Annotated in this window: 11 protein-coding genes and 1 riboswitch; of the genes, 6 read left to right on the top strand and 5 right to left on the bottom strand. The window is 63.8% G+C overall.

The genetic code is table 11. From position 1 onward, the window contains the following. Positions 1–43 precede the first annotated feature (43 nt). The 3 genes from serS to CDPAHKCJ_RS07080 form a co-directional block, all read right to left on the bottom strand. Positions 44–1,321 carry a serine--tRNA ligase gene (serS, locus tag CDPAHKCJ_RS07090; RefSeq protein WP_043332430.1) on the bottom strand — a complete coding sequence of 426 codons (1,278 nt, stop codon included), beginning with the start codon at positions 1,319–1,321 and terminating at the stop codon, positions 44–46. 130 nt (positions 1,322–1,451) lie between these two features. Continuing rightward, positions 1,452–1,829, bottom strand: a complete 378-nt coding sequence (gene crcB / locus CDPAHKCJ_RS07085) for a fluoride efflux transporter CrcB (protein ID WP_166019221.1) — start codon at positions 1,827–1,829, stop codon at positions 1,452–1,454. A gap of 282 nt (positions 1,830–2,111) precedes the next feature. After that, complete coding sequence (locus CDPAHKCJ_RS07080) at positions 2,112–2,996, bottom strand: hypothetical protein (RefSeq protein ID WP_166019220.1); 885 nt, start codon at positions 2,994–2,996, stop codon at positions 2,112–2,114. Positions 2,997–3,351: 355 nt separating this feature from the next. On the opposite strand from CDPAHKCJ_RS07080, the gene CDPAHKCJ_RS07075 reads away from it, so the two are divergent. From CDPAHKCJ_RS07075 to cobO, 5 genes are all read left to right on the top strand, one after another. Next, positions 3,352–6,573, top strand: a complete 3,222-nt coding sequence (locus tag CDPAHKCJ_RS07075) for an FAD-binding and (Fe-S)-binding domain-containing protein (RefSeq protein ID WP_166019219.1) — start codon at positions 3,352–3,354, stop codon at positions 6,571–6,573. 281 nt (positions 6,574–6,854) lie between these two features. After that, complete coding sequence (locus CDPAHKCJ_RS07070; protein ID WP_166019218.1) at positions 6,855–8,792, top strand: sodium:proton antiporter; 1,938 nt, start codon at positions 6,855–6,857, stop codon at positions 8,790–8,792. Between the two features lie 298 nt (positions 8,793–9,090). Then, a complete protein-coding gene (locus tag CDPAHKCJ_RS07065) occupies positions 9,091–10,332 on the top strand; it encodes a NupC/NupG family nucleoside CNT transporter (protein ID WP_166019217.1) in 1,242 nt (413 codons plus the stop codon). Positions 10,333–10,638: 306 nt separating this feature from the next. Beyond that, a riboswitch (cobalamin riboswitch) is annotated at positions 10,639–10,910 on the top strand. Between the two features lie 129 nt (positions 10,911–11,039). Continuing rightward, positions 11,040–12,923, top strand: coding sequence for a TonB-dependent receptor (locus tag CDPAHKCJ_RS07060; RefSeq protein ID WP_166019216.1), 1,884 nt, complete (start codon positions 11,040–11,042; stop codon positions 12,921–12,923). A 111-nt stretch (positions 12,924–13,034) separates the two neighbouring features. Then, positions 13,035–13,634, top strand: a complete 600-nt coding sequence (gene cobO / locus CDPAHKCJ_RS07055; protein WP_153635209.1) for a cob(I)yrinic acid a,c-diamide adenosyltransferase — start codon at positions 13,035–13,037, stop codon at positions 13,632–13,634. A gap of 32 nt (positions 13,635–13,666) precedes the next feature. Here cobO and CDPAHKCJ_RS07050 read toward each other — a convergent pair whose 3' ends face one another. Next, positions 13,667–14,503 carry a helical backbone metal receptor gene (locus tag CDPAHKCJ_RS07050; protein WP_166019215.1) on the bottom strand — a complete coding sequence of 279 codons (837 nt, stop codon included), beginning with the start codon at positions 14,501–14,503 and terminating at the stop codon, positions 13,667–13,669. Positions 14,504–14,681: 178 nt separating this feature from the next. Between CDPAHKCJ_RS07050 and CDPAHKCJ_RS07045 the strand changes: the two genes are divergently transcribed. Next, positions 14,682–15,506 carry an SIMPL domain-containing protein gene (locus tag CDPAHKCJ_RS07045; RefSeq protein WP_166019214.1) on the top strand — a complete coding sequence of 275 codons (825 nt, stop codon included), beginning with the start codon at positions 14,682–14,684 and terminating at the stop codon, positions 15,504–15,506. 112 nt (positions 15,507–15,618) lie between these two features. Here the strand turns inward: CDPAHKCJ_RS07045 and pyrF are convergent, their stop codons facing one another. Continuing rightward, the gene (gene pyrF, locus CDPAHKCJ_RS07040; RefSeq protein WP_166019213.1) at positions 15,619–16,320 is read right to left on the bottom strand and encodes an orotidine-5'-phosphate decarboxylase; all 702 of its coding nucleotides are present in this window, start codon (positions 16,318–16,320) and stop codon (positions 15,619–15,621) included. Between the last annotated feature and the right edge of the window lie 229 nt (positions 16,321–16,549).

The following is a 16,549-nucleotide window of genomic DNA, read 5'->3' as shown; positions in this document are numbered from 1 at the left end:
GGGGGCCTTGACTACGCGAATCCACTACGGCAATTCACGCACCTCAGACGTTGATAGTTTCCACCCCGCCCATGTAGCCACGCAGCGCCTGCGGCACAGTGATGGAGCCATCGGCGTTCTGATGGTTTTCCAGCACGGCGACCAGGCAGCGGCCCACGGCCAGACCGGACCCATTCAGGGTATGCACCAGCTGCGGCTTCTTCTGACCTTCGACACGCACACGCGCCTGCATGCGGCGCGCCTGGAAGTCACGGCAATTGGAGATGGAGGAAATCTCGCGGTAGGTCGCCTGGCTCGGCAGCCAGACTTCCAGGTCGTAGGTCTTGGCGGCGGCAAAGCCCATGTCGCCGGTGCACAGGGTCACGGCACGGTACGGCAGTTCCAGCGCCTGCAGGATGGCTTCGGCGTGGCCGCGCATCTCTTCGAGGGCTTCGTCGCTCTTCTCCGCCGCGACGACCTGCACCATCTCGACCTTGTCGAACTGGTGCTGGCGGATCATGCCGCGGGTATCACGGCCATAGGCACCAGCTTCACTGCGGAAGCACGGGGTATGGGCGGTGAACTTGAGCGGCAGACTGCCGGCGTCGATGATCTCGTCGCGCACCATGTTGGTCAGCGGCACTTCGGCGGTCGGGATCAGGAAGAAATCACGATCGTCGTTGAGCTTGAACAGGTCTTCCTCGAACTTGGGCAGCTGGCTGGTGCCCATCAGGGAATCGCGGTTGACGATATACGGCACGTAATATTCTTCGTAGCCATGCTCAAGCGTCTGCTTGTCGAGCATGAACTGCACCAGCGCACGGTGCAGGCGAGCGATGGAGCCATGCATCACGGCAAAGCGTGAACCGGTGATCTTGACCGCCAACTCGAAGTCCAGCTGGCCCTTGAGCTCACCCAGGTCGACGTGATCACGCACGTCGAAATCGAATTCACGCGGCGTGCCCCAGCGGTGCAGCTCGACGTTGTCGCTCTCGTCAGCGCCTTCCGGCACTTCGGCGTCCGGCAGGTTCGGCAGGCTGGCCGCCATGGCATCGGCCTTGGCCTGCAGCTCATTGAGCTCGGACTTGGCGGCGTCGAGACGCTCGCCCAGATCACTGACTTCTGCCAGCAGCGGCGCGATGTCTTCGCCGCGTGCCTTGGCATTACCGATGGACTTGGAGCGGGTGTTGCGCTCGTTCTGCAGGGATTCCGTCTCGACCTGCAGGTCACGGCGGCGCGCTTCCAGCGCGGCAAAGGCTTCGGTATCCAGCTGATAGCCACGACGTGCGAGGCGCTCGGCAGTCGCTTCAAGATCAGCGCGCAGAAGTTTCGGGTCCAGCATGTGGGAAGGCTCTCTCGTCGGATCACTCAGGCCGCAGAGCGGCACGGAAAAGGGTTGCGCATAGTCTACCTCAGCCATGCCCTGCTTCGCAGCCGCCCAGGCGACAGGAGGGCGCGCCCGAGCACAGGAATCACAGCAGAACGCGTGCGATCTTCATGCCCAGCGCGACCATGCCCAGACACGCCACCACGCTGACGGCGACATACACCAGACCCGCCAGCATGCGCCCGCTCATCATCAGGTTGAGCGCCTCGAGGGCGAAGGTGGAGAAGGTAGTGAAGGCGCCGGTGAACCCCGCCACCATGATCGCCTGCCAGACGGGAGCCAGCTTGAGCTCCTGGGTCACCCAGATGAACAGGAACCCCATCAGGCAGCTGCCGATCAGATTGACGCCAAGGGTCCCCCACGGGAAACCGCGCCCGGCAGCGCCGATGATCCAGCCACTGACGAGATATCGTCCCAGCGCCCCGATGGCGCCGCCCGCTGCTACTGCCAACCAGGTTCCCATGTGCCTTGTATGCCCCGTGCTCGATTCATTGCGAGTTGAGTGCTGCGCTACGCCATGGATCGGCCGCCCGCCACTCTGGCACCCGAGGGTGCCGCCTAGCGCTCCATTGTAGGAAAATCGCCAGCCACGGGGAATCCACGACTCACGAAAGGCGGGTTGAACAAAGTACGACACCCGCGATGCGCCTCCTGACCAATGGGCATCGCGGGTGGCTGAGGGTAGGAGGTAGTGAAGCAAGATCCCAGTTGGCAGCAGCCTGATATCAGCAGGCGGCAGAGCGCCTCATTCACTTCCGGGTGACGCGCTGCTCTGCTCGATCTCCGCGCGCAGTTGCTCCAGCACCTGCTGCCATTGGCGGTGTGCGCCCTCCTTGCCCCCCAGCTGCTCCAGACCCCGTGCCGTCCAGGTACCGGGGGTGCCGATCCGCGAGGCAAGCTCGCCCGGCGGGGTATCGGGGTGGGCTTCCATCAAGGCCAGCGCATCACGCAACTGCGCCATCAATAACATACGCGCCTGGGGGCCGCTCATGCCGGGCACCGTCTGGAACCAGTCGAGCAACGCCTGCTGCTGCGCCATCTGCCAGGCATTCACGCAGACCGCCAGCATGCTGGCCTCGAAGGCCGCTTCATCATCGAAGGCGATGATCTGCCGGACCGCCGGACCGAGCAGGTCCCGCGTCAGCGGGTCTTCCGGATGGAGCGTGAGAGCGCTCTGCCCCTCACAGACCGCCAGCCCCGTCATCACCCGCACCACTCGCGCCGGCGCGAACCAGCGCTGAAGCTGCTGCAGTGGCACGCCGGCCGCCAGCACCATCAGGTGATGATCCTTGCTCAGCGCGCGGCTTTCACGCAGCTCCATGGCCAGCGCTTCCAGCTGCTCTGGCCGCACGCCGACCAGCATGCACAGGCTGGACTCACACACCGCGACATTGCTGACGTGGCGGATGGCACCGAAACGCCAGCCTAGACGATGACTGCGAACGTCGTTGCGCGGCGAGAGATGAAATTCCAGATCATGCCGCGAACGACCTTCGCGCTGAGAACCGCGCGCCAACGCGACCAGCAATGACTCCGCCAACTCCCCCACCCCCAGCACTCCCAATCGCGTGGGCGGCTGACGAGACTCGCGATGACAGGTGGAGGTCGAGGAATAGGTGGACGATGCCATGAGCTAACTCCTGATGACTCAGCTGAGGGGGAAGACAGCTTCAAGGAAAGAAGCAGAGGGGATGTGGCATGACAGTCTGCCTTGCGATGCCAACGGTACCACTGAAGCGGCGACTGATGCCTGATGATCACCCGCAGCATGTGCACATCACCCCCTTGTGGCTTGCATTCTGGCGCACACACATTGATTTGATGACTCTTCACAGCGTAGTCATTCCTCACTCCTTTCACCTGAATTCCCGTCTCGCGAGTGACGCAATGCCGCGCTGGGCTGGGGCCACACGCCCAGCTCAGGTAAGCTTAGGCCCATTGGCCCTGGATGCCTGCCTGACGCGACTCACTGCCCGAGCGAGATCATGACCGAACGCCTGCTGGATATGCCCGCCCCCGTCGATTCCCTCTATCTGGACTTCCTGGCCGCTCTGCGAGATGCAGACTTTGCCGGTGACATCAGTCCGGACTATGCCAACCGCACCGTGTTGTCGACCGACAACTCGCTCTATCAGGTGCTGCCTCAGGCCGTGGTCTACCCGCGCCATGCCGAGGATGTCCAGCGCATCGCGCGCCTCTCCCACGAGCCACGCTTTTCGGGCGTCACCCTGGCGCCACGCGGCGGCGGTACCGGCACCAATGGCCAGTCGCTCAATGACGGCGTGCTGGTGGATGTCTCGCGGCACATGAACCGCATTCTCGAGATCGATGTCGAGAACCGTCGCGTGCGCGTCGAGGCCGGCGTGGTGAAGGACCAGCTGAATGCCGCGCTCAAGCCGCATGGCCTGTTCTTCGCCCCGGAGCTATCGACCTCCAACCGCGCCACCATTGGCGGCATGATCAATACCGATGCCTCCGGTCAGGGCAGCTGCGAATACGGCAAGACGCGTGACCACGTGCTGGCGCTCGACAGCGTTCTGCTCGACGGGACACGACTGTCGAGCCATGCCATCGATGATGCCGAGCTCGAGACACTGTGTGCACGTGAGGATCGCGTCGGTGAGGTCTACCGCACCGCACGCGCGATCGCCGATGAGCGCGCCGAGGAAATCGCCGACATCTTTCCGCCGCTCAACCGCTGCCTGACCGGCTACGACCTCGCCCACCTGCGCGAGGGCGATGGGCGTTTCAACCTCAACAGCCTGCTGTGCGGCGCCGAGGGCACGCTGGGCTTCGTGGTCGAGGCCGAGCTGAATGCATTGCCCATCGCGCCCTGCTCGACGCTGATCAACCTGCGCTACGCAAGCTTCATGGACGCACTGCGCGACGCCAAGGCGCTGATGGCGGTCGAGGGCAATCGCCCGACCTCCATCGAGACGGTGGATGACACCGTGCTCAACCTCGCCATGCAGGACTTCGTGTGGGACAGCGTCGAGGAATTCTTCCCGGCCAGCGCCGAAGGCACCCCGGCCATCGGCGGGATCAACCTGATCGAATTCAATGCCGACAGCGAAGAGGTGCTGGATGCCAAGGTCCGCGCCTTCAGCGAGCACCTGGCCAGCGATACCAGCGTCGAGCGTCTCGGCTTCACCGAAGCCCGTGGCCGCGCGCAGATCGGTCGTGTCTATGGCATGCGCAAGCGCTCGGTGGGCCTGCTGGGCAATGTCGACGGCGAAGCCCGCCCGCTGCCCTTCGTCGAGGACACCGCCGTTCCGCCGGAGCATCTGGCCGATTACATCGCCGAATTCCGCGCCGCGCTGGATGCCCGTGGCCTGCGCTATGGCATGTTCGGGCATGTCGATGCCGGCGTGCTGCACGTGCGCCCGGCGCTGGACATGAAGGACCCCGCCCAGCAGGCGATGATTCGCGAGATCTCCGATGAGGTCGCCGCCCTCACCCACAAGTACGGTGGTCTGCTGTGGGGTGAGCACGGCAAGGGCGTGCGCTCCGAATATTCACCACGCTTCTTCGGCAGCCTCTACGGCGCGCTGCAGGACGTGAAGGCGGCCTTTGACCCGCACAATCAACTCAATCCGGGCAAGATCGCCTCCCCGCGCCTGTCAGTGGCGCTGGTCGACGACGCTGGCGCCGGCGAAGGGGGCAGCGAAGGGAGCGACAAGCGTGATCACGCTGACAGCGCCGTCGAGGCCTTCGACCCCCGCTTGATGCGTATCGATGACGTGACCATGCGCGGCGATCTCGACCGTCAGATCGATGAGCGCGTGTGGCAGGAATACGCCAGCGCCGTCTACTGCAACGGCAATGGCGCCTGCTACAACTACGATCCCAACGACGCCATGTGCCCGTCATGGAAGGCGACTCGCCAGCGCATCCACTCGCCCAAGGGGCGTGCCAGCCTGATGCGTGAGTGGCTGCGCCTGGAAGGCAACGCCGGACGCGACGTGATCGCCGAGGCCCAGGCCGCACGCACACCGGGCCTCAAGGGGGCCGGCATGTGGCTGGCGCGTCTGCCGGCGCGCATCAGCGCCTCGCTCAAGGCGCGCCGTGCCGGCTCCGCGCAGGCTGAGGGTCAGTCTGACGCCAACTTCGACCAGCAGGTCTACGACGCCATGTCCGGCTGCCTGGCGTGCAAGTCCTGCGCAGGCCAGTGCCCGATCAAGGTCAACGTGCCCGATTTCCGCAGCCGCTTCCTTGAGGTCTATCACCATCGTTATCAGCGCCCGCTGCGCGATTATCTGATCGGCAGCCTCGAGTTCGTGCTGCCGTGGGCCGAGCGCGTCACGCCGATCTATAACGGCCTGCTGACCAACAAGCTGGTCAGTCGTCTGCTGGAAGGTCCGATCGGCATGGTCGATGCGCCGCGCCTGTCGCGCGCCAGTCTGCGCAAGCAGCTCAAGAGCTGGGGCGTGTCCGAGGCGACGCCGACCCAGCTCGGCCGTCTGACCGAATCCCAGAAGGCCAGAAGCGTAATCCTGGTGCAGGACGCCTTCACCAGCCACTTCGAGGCCCAGCTGGTGATCGACATCATCGAGCTGCTGTCGCGACTCGACATCCATGTCTTCGTCGCGCCCTTTGCCCCCAACGGCAAGCCGCTGCAGGTGCAGGGCTTCACCGGTGCCTTCCAGCGCACCGCGCGCGCCCAGGCCAAGCGCCTCAAGGCGATCGCCGACTTCGGCGTACCGCTGGTCGGCATCGACCCGGCGATGACCCTGACCTATCGTCAGGAGTACGTGAAGTCCCTTGGCCCGGACGCGGTCCCCGACGTCCTGCTGCTGCAGGAGTGGCTGATCAGCCTGCGCAAGCTGCTGCCGGTCGGCGTCACCAAGACGGTGCTGGGCAAGATGGACCCGGGCATGAAGCTTCTGAGCCACTGCACCGAGAGCACCAATGCCCCGGGTTCGGCCAAGGCCTGGCAGCAGGTCTACTCAGCCTTCGGCCTCAAGCTCGAGACCATCGCCACCGGCTGCTGCGGCATGTCCGGTACCTATGGCCACGAAGCGCGCAATCTCGAGACATCACGCGCCATCTATGAATTGTCATGGAAGTCCGTGGTCGAAGACGACGCCAACCAGGGCAAGCTGGTCGCCAGTGGCTATTCGTGCCGCAGTCAGAGCAAGCGTTTCTCGGACAGCCAGTTGCCGCATCCGCTGCAGGCATTGCTGCCACTGCTGCGTCGCGCCCAATGAGGGATCGCGTCTGCCCGACGTCATCATGCGGGTACGACAGAGAAAGGAAATGAGGAGAGCGCGATAAGGCAACGCGACGTTGCATACCACGGAATCAATCGCTAGGCTGCGCCCTTTCGGCCTGCCGCGCGGCACCTGAGTGGCGCCTGCCCCCTGCTTCGAGCCTGTTCGGACAGGCAGGGGCAGGGACCACGGACAGACGGCTGAGACACAACGAAACGATGAGCGGTGACCGCAACAGTGGCACCGCTCATTTTCGCTGACTCCAAGGAAGACACCCGATGACCGAACCTGCTCTGGCCCTGACCCTGATCGGTCTGATGGCCCTCGGCTGCCAGTGGCTGGCCTGGCGCATGCGTCTGCCCGCCATCCTGCCGCTGCTGATCGTCGGCATCCTCGCCGGCCCCGTCACGGGCTGGCTGAAGCCGGATGAGCTGCTCGGCGATCTCTTGTTCCCGCTGGTCTCGCTGGCGGTGGCGGTCATCCTGTTCGAGGGCAGCCTGACGCTGGACTTCAAGGACCTGCGCGGCCATGGCCATATCGTCAGGAGGCTGGTCACCACCGGCGTGGTGATCACCGGCGTGATCGGCACCGTGGCCGCTCACTATCTGCTCGACATGCGTTGGGAGATGGCCGCTGTGCTCGGCGCCCTGCTGGTGGTGACAGGCCCGACGGTGGTGATGCCATTGCTGCAGACGCTGCGTGCGCGCGGCAACCTGACCCAGATCCTGCGCTGGGAAGGCATCATGATCGACCCGGTCGGCGCGCTGCTGGCGGTACTGGTCTATGAGTACGTCGCGCTCGGCATGACCGGCAATGCGGCTTCCCACACTCTGTTGCTGTTCGCCCAGACGGTGGGCCTCGGGCTCGGCATGGGGGCACTGGGTGGCTGGTGCTGGGGGCTGGTGCTGCGACATTTCTGGCTACCCCAGAAGCTGCACAACTTCGGCACCCTGATGGTGATGCTGGGGCTGTTCGCCATTTCCAATACCCTGTTCCATGAATCCGGCCTGCTGACCGTCACCGTGATGGGCGTGTGGCTGGCCAACATGCGCGGCGTGCCGACCCAGCAGATCATCGAGTTCAAGGAGACCCTGACGGTCCTGTTGATCTCGGGACTGTTCCTGCTGCTGGCGGGGCGCCTGACCGTCGAGCAGCTATCCCTGCTGTCGTGGCCGGCATGGGTCTTCCTGGCGGTGTTGATGTGGGTCGCGCGCCCGCTGACCGTCTGGCTGTGTACGTTGGGCAGCGAATTGACACTGCGCGAGAAGGCACTGCTGGCCTGGCTGTCGCCGCGCGGCATCGTCGCGGCAGCGGTCGCCTCGCTGTTCGCCCTCAAGCTCGAATCCCAGGGCATCGAAGGCGCCGAGATGCTGGTGCCGATGACCTTCTTGGTCATCATCGGCACCGTGGTGGTCCAGAGCCTGCTGTCACGTCCCATCGTCAAGGTGCTGGGCGTTGGCGAGCCGCCGCCCTCCGGCTTCCTGATCCTGGGTGCCAACTCGGTGTCGCGCCAGGTCGCCCGTGAACTGGTGGATGCCGGATTCTCGGTGCGCTTGACCGATACCAACTGGGACGCGGTGCAGGAAGCACGCATGGCAGGCCTGCCGGTCTACTACGGCAATCCACTGTCCGAACATGCCGCCCAGCATCTCGAGCTGACCGGTATCGGCCACCTGATGCCGCTGTCCCCCTATCGCGAACTCAATAGCCTGGCTGCGCTGCATTTTGAGCACATCCTGGGCCACGGGCGTGTCTTCCGGCTCGCCGAGGACAATGGCAAGAACGCCAAGCGCCAGCAGGACCAGGCGCTGGGGCACCTGCCGCTGCTGTTCGATGGCAAGATCACCTATGCCAAGCTGGCGAGCCTGCTGTCTCAGGGCGCGCAGTTCCGCCGCGCCCGCATCACCGAGAGCTTCAGCCTCGAGGATTACCGCAGGATTCATGAAGAGCGCCTGCTGCCGCTGTTCTGCATCAGCAGTCAGGGCCGCATCCGGATCGCCAACACGGCCGTGGCACTGGAGCCCAAGGCCGGCGAGACGCTGATCAGCCTGATCCATGCCGACTCGCCGGAGCTGAACAAGTCGTCCCAACCCAGGACCGACAAGGCTGAAGCTTCCCAGGCCGACAAGGGCACAGGCAGCAAGTCATCCCAGACGCCGCCGGGCTCGGGGTCAGGCCCCCTGCCGGCCAGTCGACTGCCGGGTGCCGGCACCTGACAGCGGTCAGCGGTCAGCGGTCAGCGGTCAGCGGTCAGCGGTCAGACCCAGCATCACGTCGGGACATCACGGCGCTATATCAGGAAAGAAGGCACGAGGCTCGCTCATGGCGGGCCTCGTGCGTGTTGACGCAGACACGCCTCGCGCGATTCACAAAAAATGCGTCAAACGTTAGTGGCAGACTCCGACAGAGGGCAAAAATACTGGTAGAGTACGCGCCAGTTTTGGCCATACCGTCCTGTGGCCAGCGCTATTGCCTTGTCCTCAACGTAACACCTACGCATTCAGGAGCTGCTTGATGCAGATCGTCATGGGCCTGGTGGGCGTCTTCGCCCTGCTGGGGATTGCCTTCCTTCTCTCTGAAAACCGACGCGCCATCAGCCTGCGCACCGTACTGGGTGCCTTCGCCATCCAGGCGATGCTGGGGATCTTCGTGCTCTACGTGCCAGCCGGCAAGAGCATGCTGCTTGGGCTCAGCGAAGGTGTACAGGCCGTAATGTCCAGTGCCAACGTCGGCATGGACTTCCTGTTCGGCGGCCTGGTCAGCGACAAGATGTTCGAAGTCTTCGGCGGCGGCGGCTTCGTGTTCGCGCTGCGCGTACTGCCGATCATCGTGTTCTTTTCCTCATTGATCGCGGTGCTCTATCACCTGCGCGTGATGAACGTCGTGATCAGCGTGCTCGGCGGCGGCCTGTCGAAGGTGCTCGGCACCAGCCGTCCGGAGTCCCTGTCCGCGGCCGCCAACATCTTCGTCGGCCAGACCGAAGCCCCGCTGGTCGTGCGCCCGTTCATCGCCGGCATGACCCGCTCGGAGCTGTTCGCCGTGATGACCGGCGGCCTGGCCTCGGTGGCCGGCTCCGTACTGGTGGGCTACGCCTCGCTGGGCATCGATCTCAAGTACCTGCTGGCAGCCTCCTTCATGGCGGCGCCGGGTGGCCTGCTGATGGCCAAGATGCTGATCCCGGAGACCGAGACCAAGACCCAGAGCGTCGAAGAAGCGCTGGGCAAGGACATTGATCGCCCGACCAACGTCATCGATGCCGCCGCCTCCGGCGCGGCCTCTGGCGTGCAGCTGGCGATCAATGTCGGCGGCATGCTGCTGGCCTTCATCGCGTTGATCGCGCTGGGCAACATCATCGTGGGCTGGATCAGCGGCCTGTTCGGCTATGAAGACATCACGCTGCAGCTGCTGCTGGGCTATGCCTTCGCTCCGGTGGCCTGGGTCATCGGCGTGCCGTGGCACGAAGCCATCCAGGCGGGTAGCTTCATCGGTCAGAAGCTGGTGCTCAATGAGTTCGTCGCCTTCGCCGACCTCGCCAGCCACCAGATCAAGCTGTCCGAGCACTCAGAAGCCATCATCATCTTCGCGCTGTGCGGCTTCGCCAACCTGTCCTCCGTCGCCATCCTGATGGGTGGGCTGGGGCTGATGGCACCGAACCGTCGCGGTGATATCGCGCAGATGGGCATGAAGGCGATTCTCGCCGGTACCCTCTCCAACCTGATGTCAGCGAGTCTCGCCGGTCTGTTCCTGTCTCTCTAGAGATCATCGCTTGTGAGCCAGTCTCCAGAAAACACGCTGCTGGAGTGCAAGCTTTTGCAAGCGAGCTTTTATAGAGCAGACACAGCCATCTGGCCAGACTCACCTCTCGACAACGCCCGCCCCGTGCGGGCGTTGTCGTATCTGGCAGAAGCCATGACACAACCTATGACACGGCCTATGACACGACCTGTGACGTAGCCGCTGACTGACTCTCTGCTTACCCTCTGACTTCTCTCCCTGAATGCCCCCGCCTGAGCGGCCCTGGGTGGCAGCCTGCGCAACGCCGGTTTGCCGATTGACTCCCTCCCCCCCGCCCCAGACAATGGTTCACGTTGAAGCCAGGGTGTTCGGGAAACGGGTGAAAACCCCGTACTGCCCCCGCAACGGTGATCGCAACGCTCATGCAGGTCGACCACGATCGACAAGATCGACACGGCCAGCCACTGCCTCCGGGAGGTCCTGTCATTCAGGCCTCCCCCAAGGGAAGGAGGTGGGAAGGCGCATGAGGGGATGAGACTCCTGCCATTGGAGTCCATCAGGCGTCAGTCCGGAGACCGGCCCTCGCTTCCACACTGGTTGATGCGGAGGGCCTCACCAGTGGCAAGTTTCCCGCGACGGGCCTGCATGATCAGGACGCGCGGGGGACGTGTGCTCACGCACCCTGTCACGCTGTCCTCCTCATTGCGTCTGACGCTTGAGGATCATTCATGAAACACAACAACACTCGTGGTCGCGCATCCGCGCAGGCCAGCTTCACCCTCGTCGGCAGCCTGCTGCTGACCCCGCCCGCCGTCGCCGCTGATGCGTTGACCACGGAGGCATCCGATGATCTGGACACCGTTCAGGTCACCGCCAATCGCATCCCCCAGCTGCAGAATGATGTGCTGGCCAGCACCGAGGTCATCACGCGCGACGAGATCGATCGCCTGCAGGCCAGTTCGCTGGTCGATCTGCTGCAATCACGCAATGGCATCGAAGTCGCGCGCAGCGGCCCGATGGGCAGCCAGACCAGCCTGTTCATGCGCGGCACCGAGTCTGACCACACCTTGATTCTGGTCAATGGTCAGCGCGTCGCCAACAGTGCCGATGGCCTGGCGCATTTCGAATTCCTGCCACTCGCCGGCATCGAGCGGGTCGAGATCGTGCGTGGCCCGCGCGCCAGCGTCTACGGCGCAGATGCCATTGGTGGTGTGATCAACCTGATCACGCGTGGCGGCAGCGAAGTCGGTCAGCATGCAGAAGTCACGCTGCGCGCCGGCAGCGACGGCACTTACCGCCAGAACGCCCAGTTCAGCTCGGTGGAAGACGACACACGCCTCTCGGCCAATCTCCATCATGATGAGAGCGATGGCTTCTCGGCCCGCGATACCGGCAGTGAAGATGATGGCTACGAGGCCACGGGCGCCGAACTGCGCCTTGGCCACGACTTCGGTCAGCAGGCTACGCTCAGCCTCGGCGTCGCCAACACCGAGACCGATTACGACTATGACGACTGCTACGACAGCAGCTTCAGCGCCTCGGAAGACTGCCACGGCGAAGGCAGCCAGATGGTATTGGATGCCAGCCTGCTGACGCACCTGAACCCGAACTGGGACATGACGGTCAGCGTGGCGCGCACGCGAGACGAGTACGAGAACACCGAAGCCGGCAGCGATGCCGGGCGTGTCGCCAGTACCCGCAACGAGATCGGCCTGCGCCACGACTTCTACACCGACCTCGGCACGCTCAGTCTGGGGGTGGACCATCGCGAGGAAAGCCTGGATGCCGATGGCCCCTACTTCACCGCCGAGGGCTACAGCGTCGATAGCCGCTATGCCACCGGTGTCTATGGCAGCTGGCATCTTGAGCAACAGCGTCATCATGTCACGACCAGCCTGCGTTACGACGACGACAATCGATATGGCCATCAGATGACGGGCGGCTCCAGCTACGCCTATGATCTGACGGCCGCGCAACAGCTCGGTGCCAGCTATTCCAGCGCATTCAAGGCACCGAACCTGATCGACCTCTACAGCCCCTACGGCTCCGGCAACCCGGATCTCGATGCCGAGACCTCCACGACGGCCGAACTCTTCTGGCGTCTGCAGGAGCAGCGGTGGCACGTAGGCGTCAATGCTTTCCAGACGGATATCGACAATCTGATCAGCTACGAAGGTGCCGATTTCACGCCGATCAATATCGATCGTTCACGCATCCGTGGCATCGAACTGAGCAGTGGCTGGCAAGGTGATGCGCTCAGCGTGAACCTTGCCATGACCTGGCAGGACCCGGAGGACCGCGATACCGGTGAGCAATTGAAGCGCCGCGCCCAACGCTTTGCGCGTCTGGACGCCGATTACGCCCTCGACGACTGGAGCTTCGGCGCTACGCTTCGCGGCAGCGCCAGCCGCAGCGATACTGACGCAGACACCTATACCGACACTCGTACCGCTGGCTATGGCGTGGTCGACCTGCGCACCAGCTGGCAGGTGATGCCGAACGTCAAGCTGAGCGCCAAGCTGGATAACGTCTTCGACCGCGAATATCAGCTGGTCAATGGCTACAACACCCAGGGCCGTTATGTGGAAGGCGGCGTCACCTTCTTCTTCTGATCAGCTTTCCCGAGGGCACCTCTTCGAAGAGCCCTTCGTGACAGCCAGCCATACCTACCACAGCACCGGCCCCAGGGTCGGTGCTGTGCCTTTGACTCACGGAGCATACACATGACGGACCGCAACACTCGCCACAAGGCCGCGATGGAAAAGCTCAAGTCACATGTCGATGACAAGGTGGCACAGGCCAATGAGGAGCGCGGCCAGCTGCTGGTGTTCACCGGCAATGGCAAGGGCAAGACGACTGCCGCCTGGGGCACCATCACCCGCGCGCTGGGCTATGGCTACAAGGTCGGTGTCATCCAGTTCATCAAGGGGCTGTGGGAATGTGGCGAGCGCGAACGTCTCGCCGAAGATGCCAATCTCGAAGTGCATGCCATGACCACCGGCTTCACCTGGGATACCCAGAATCGTGAGGCCGATACCGCTGCCTGTCAGGCCGTGTGGCAGCAAGCGCAGCGCCTGATGCGCGATGACAGCGTCTATCTGGTGGTGCTCGACGAGCTGACCTACATGGTCAAGTTCGGTTATCTGCCGCTGGAGGAAGTGATGACGGCACTCGAGAATCGCCCGGCGGAACAGACCGTCATCATCACCGGGCGCAATGCCAATCGTGAAATCGTCGCCTGTGCCGATACCGTCACCGAGATGACCGAGATTCGCCACGGCTTCAATCATGGTCTCAAGGCGCGACGCGGCATCGATTTCTGAGCGCCCGACGCCCTCAGTCCGCCTCCCCCCCCTCAGCCCGACACCTGTACCTTCGCGATGGCAGCGCAGACCTCTGCCATCGCCTCGACACTGCGCGGGCCGGGACGGCTGATCAAGTCAGGATTCAGGCCCGCCAGTGCCACCTCGGAAAGCGGTCCTGCCTTCGCACGCCAGGCGGCAATCCACTCCCTTCGCGCCGGCCCCTTCGCGACTGGATGCAGAATCAGGTGCGGTTCGGCCAGCCACAAGGCTTCCCGATTGATCTGCGGCACCACGGCAGGTGAGTCCGTCAGCAGCGGCTCACCGCCGCAGCGCCGAATCAGCTCATTGACCAGATGATTGCCGCCCAGCGTCGTCATCGGGCTCTCCCCCAGCTGGAAGAAGACCGGCAAGGGGGCGCTGTCGCGGGTGCTTTCCAGCTGCTCGATTTGCGCTGCGAGCATCGCAACATGCTTATCTGCGATGTCGCGGGTACCCAGCAAGGTGCCAAGCCGGGCGATATTGGACAGCACGTCATCGAGTGTGGCGGGCTCGCTGACGAAGACGGGCATTCCTAACGCCGTCAGACGCTCATGCATCTCATCGGAAAGCCCACTGCCCCATGCCACGATCAGATCAGGCCGTGCTTTCAGCAGTGCCTCCAGGTTGGGGCCGTGATAACTGGCCAGGCGCGGCAGCTCACTGACCGCAGGGGGGAAATCACTGCCCTGGCTCACGCCGATCAAGGCCGGCAAGCCTCCCGCCGCCGCCACCAGCTCGGCTGCATGCGGGGCCAGCGTGACCACCCGCTGCGCCGGCTGTGACAGTGCCACGACGTCGCCTGCATCATCGATCACCTCACGCCCTGCGGCCAGGACAGACGACACCATCGGTGATGTCATGACCAGCGTCGACACTGCCAGTGCAGCGCCACGTATCCAGCGCAGCCTCTCGTGTACCTTCACGCATCGCCCCCATTGCTGATACTTTCAAGCCTGTCGCGCTCGTATTCATGCCCCTCACCAAGCGCCAGGCGACAATGTTGCCACTTTACTCAAGGGAATTCCCATGCTGATGAACCATGCCACCAGAGGCCCGGCCTCCCTCGCCCAGCGCCTGCGTCGCACCGCCATGCTATGCGGCCTGACGCTCTGCACCGTCAGCGCCACGCACATGGCCCGCGCCGACCAGACGCCCGCACCGGCTCTGGTGCATGTCAGCGCCAGTGCCAGCCTGGAGGCGGCGCCCGACAAGGCGATCATCGAGGCGCGCCTGTGGGAGAAGACGCCCGCGCGCAAGGTGGATGACAAGGCTCCCGACAGCAAGGCAGAGGGTCAGGCGGCCCGCAAGGCGCGCGAGTCACTGGAATCGCGCATGACGACCCTGATTCAGGCACTGGAGAAAGCGGGCATCGACAGCCGTCAGATCAGCGCCGGCAGCCTCAACCTGCGCCCTGAGCAGTACTACGAGCGCAACAATGGTCAGCAGCAGCCCCAGCAATGGCGTCGTACGCACCTCGAACGTCCGATCAGCCTCTCTCTCGATGACCTGGACAAGGTACCGGAAGTCATCGACCTGCTGCTGGGGGCTGGCGTCAATCAACTGGCCGGTGTGCAGTATCAGATCAGTGAACGGGATGCCCTGGAAGCCAAGGTATTGAAGGAGGCATTGACCAAGGCACGCCACAAGGCACAGCTGATGGCCGAGACCCTCGGCGCGACCCTGGGCAACGTGCAGTCGATCAATGAGTCTTCACACAGCCCGCGCCCGCAGATGATGGCAATGCGCGCCGACATGGCAGAGGCCAAGAGCAGCGGCAGCGAATACCGCCCCGGCGAGCTGAGCCTCGAGAGCAGCGTTCAGGTCAGCTGGCATATCAAGTCTGCCGATTGAGGCAGTCGCGCAAGACGTGAGCGAGTGATCAGCAGTGATCATTGCCAAGCAAAAGACGCCAGCCGCAGAGTCTGCGGCTGGCGTCTTTTTTGGCAATCAACCAATCAGCCGATCAGGCGCCCAGCTCCTGCTCGATCAGCGCCAGCGCCGCCAGCGGTTCCTCCGCCTGGGTGACAGGACGCCCGATCACCAGATGGGTGCTGCCGGCTGCCATGGCTTCACCGGGCGTCATGGTGCGCCGCTGATCACCGGCCTGCGCGAAGCTCGGGCGAATACCCGGCGTCACCTTCAGGAACTCCGGACCACACAGCGCCTTCAGGCTCGGGGTCTCACGAGCGGAGCACACCACACCGTGCATGCCGCTCTGCTGGGCGAGGCCCGCCAGTCGCTCGACCTGCGCAAGCGGCGTGACATCCAGCCCGATACCGGCCAGATCGGACTGTTCCATGCTGGTCAGCACCGTCACGGCGATCAGCTGGGTGTCGAGGCCACGGGTCGAGAGCGCCTCGGCAGCGGCCTGCATCATGCGCGCACCACCAGAGGCGTGGACATTGGTCATCCACACGCCGTGCTCCGCTGCCGCCAGCACGGCCTGGGCGGTGGTGTTGGGGATGTCATGGAATTTGAGATCGAGAAAGACCTCGAAGCCGCGTTGATGCAATGCCTTGAGAATCTCGGGACCTACACGCGTGAACAGCTCCTTGCCTACCTTGACGCGACAGCGCGCAGGATCCAGCTGGTCTGCCATGGCAAGCGCAGCACTCATGTCCGGGTAGTCGAGGGCGATGATCAGGGGGGAAGTCGTGGCAGGCATCCGGGCTCCAGGCGATGTGGCAGGCGCAATGACAGGAGGTCATGGGCTCGGGGCGACATTATAGCGCTCGGCTCTGTGGTTGTATGCCCAGAGAAAGACGAATCGAATCAGCAAGCTAATGCTCGTAGTGCTTTCTTGCGTTGAGCGCAGAAAGCCACGCAAGGATGAGAAATCGTTTAAATCTAAATGACTACAAATCTAATCCCTGGTCCAGAGTATTTCTCGCGCA

This window comes from Cobetia sp. MB87, assembly GCF_011319755.1.
GTDB lineage: Bacteria > Pseudomonadota > Gammaproteobacteria > Pseudomonadales > Halomonadaceae > Cobetia.
Note: the sequence above shows the minus strand (reverse complement) of the source record. Positions and strands in the feature narration are given on the sequence as shown.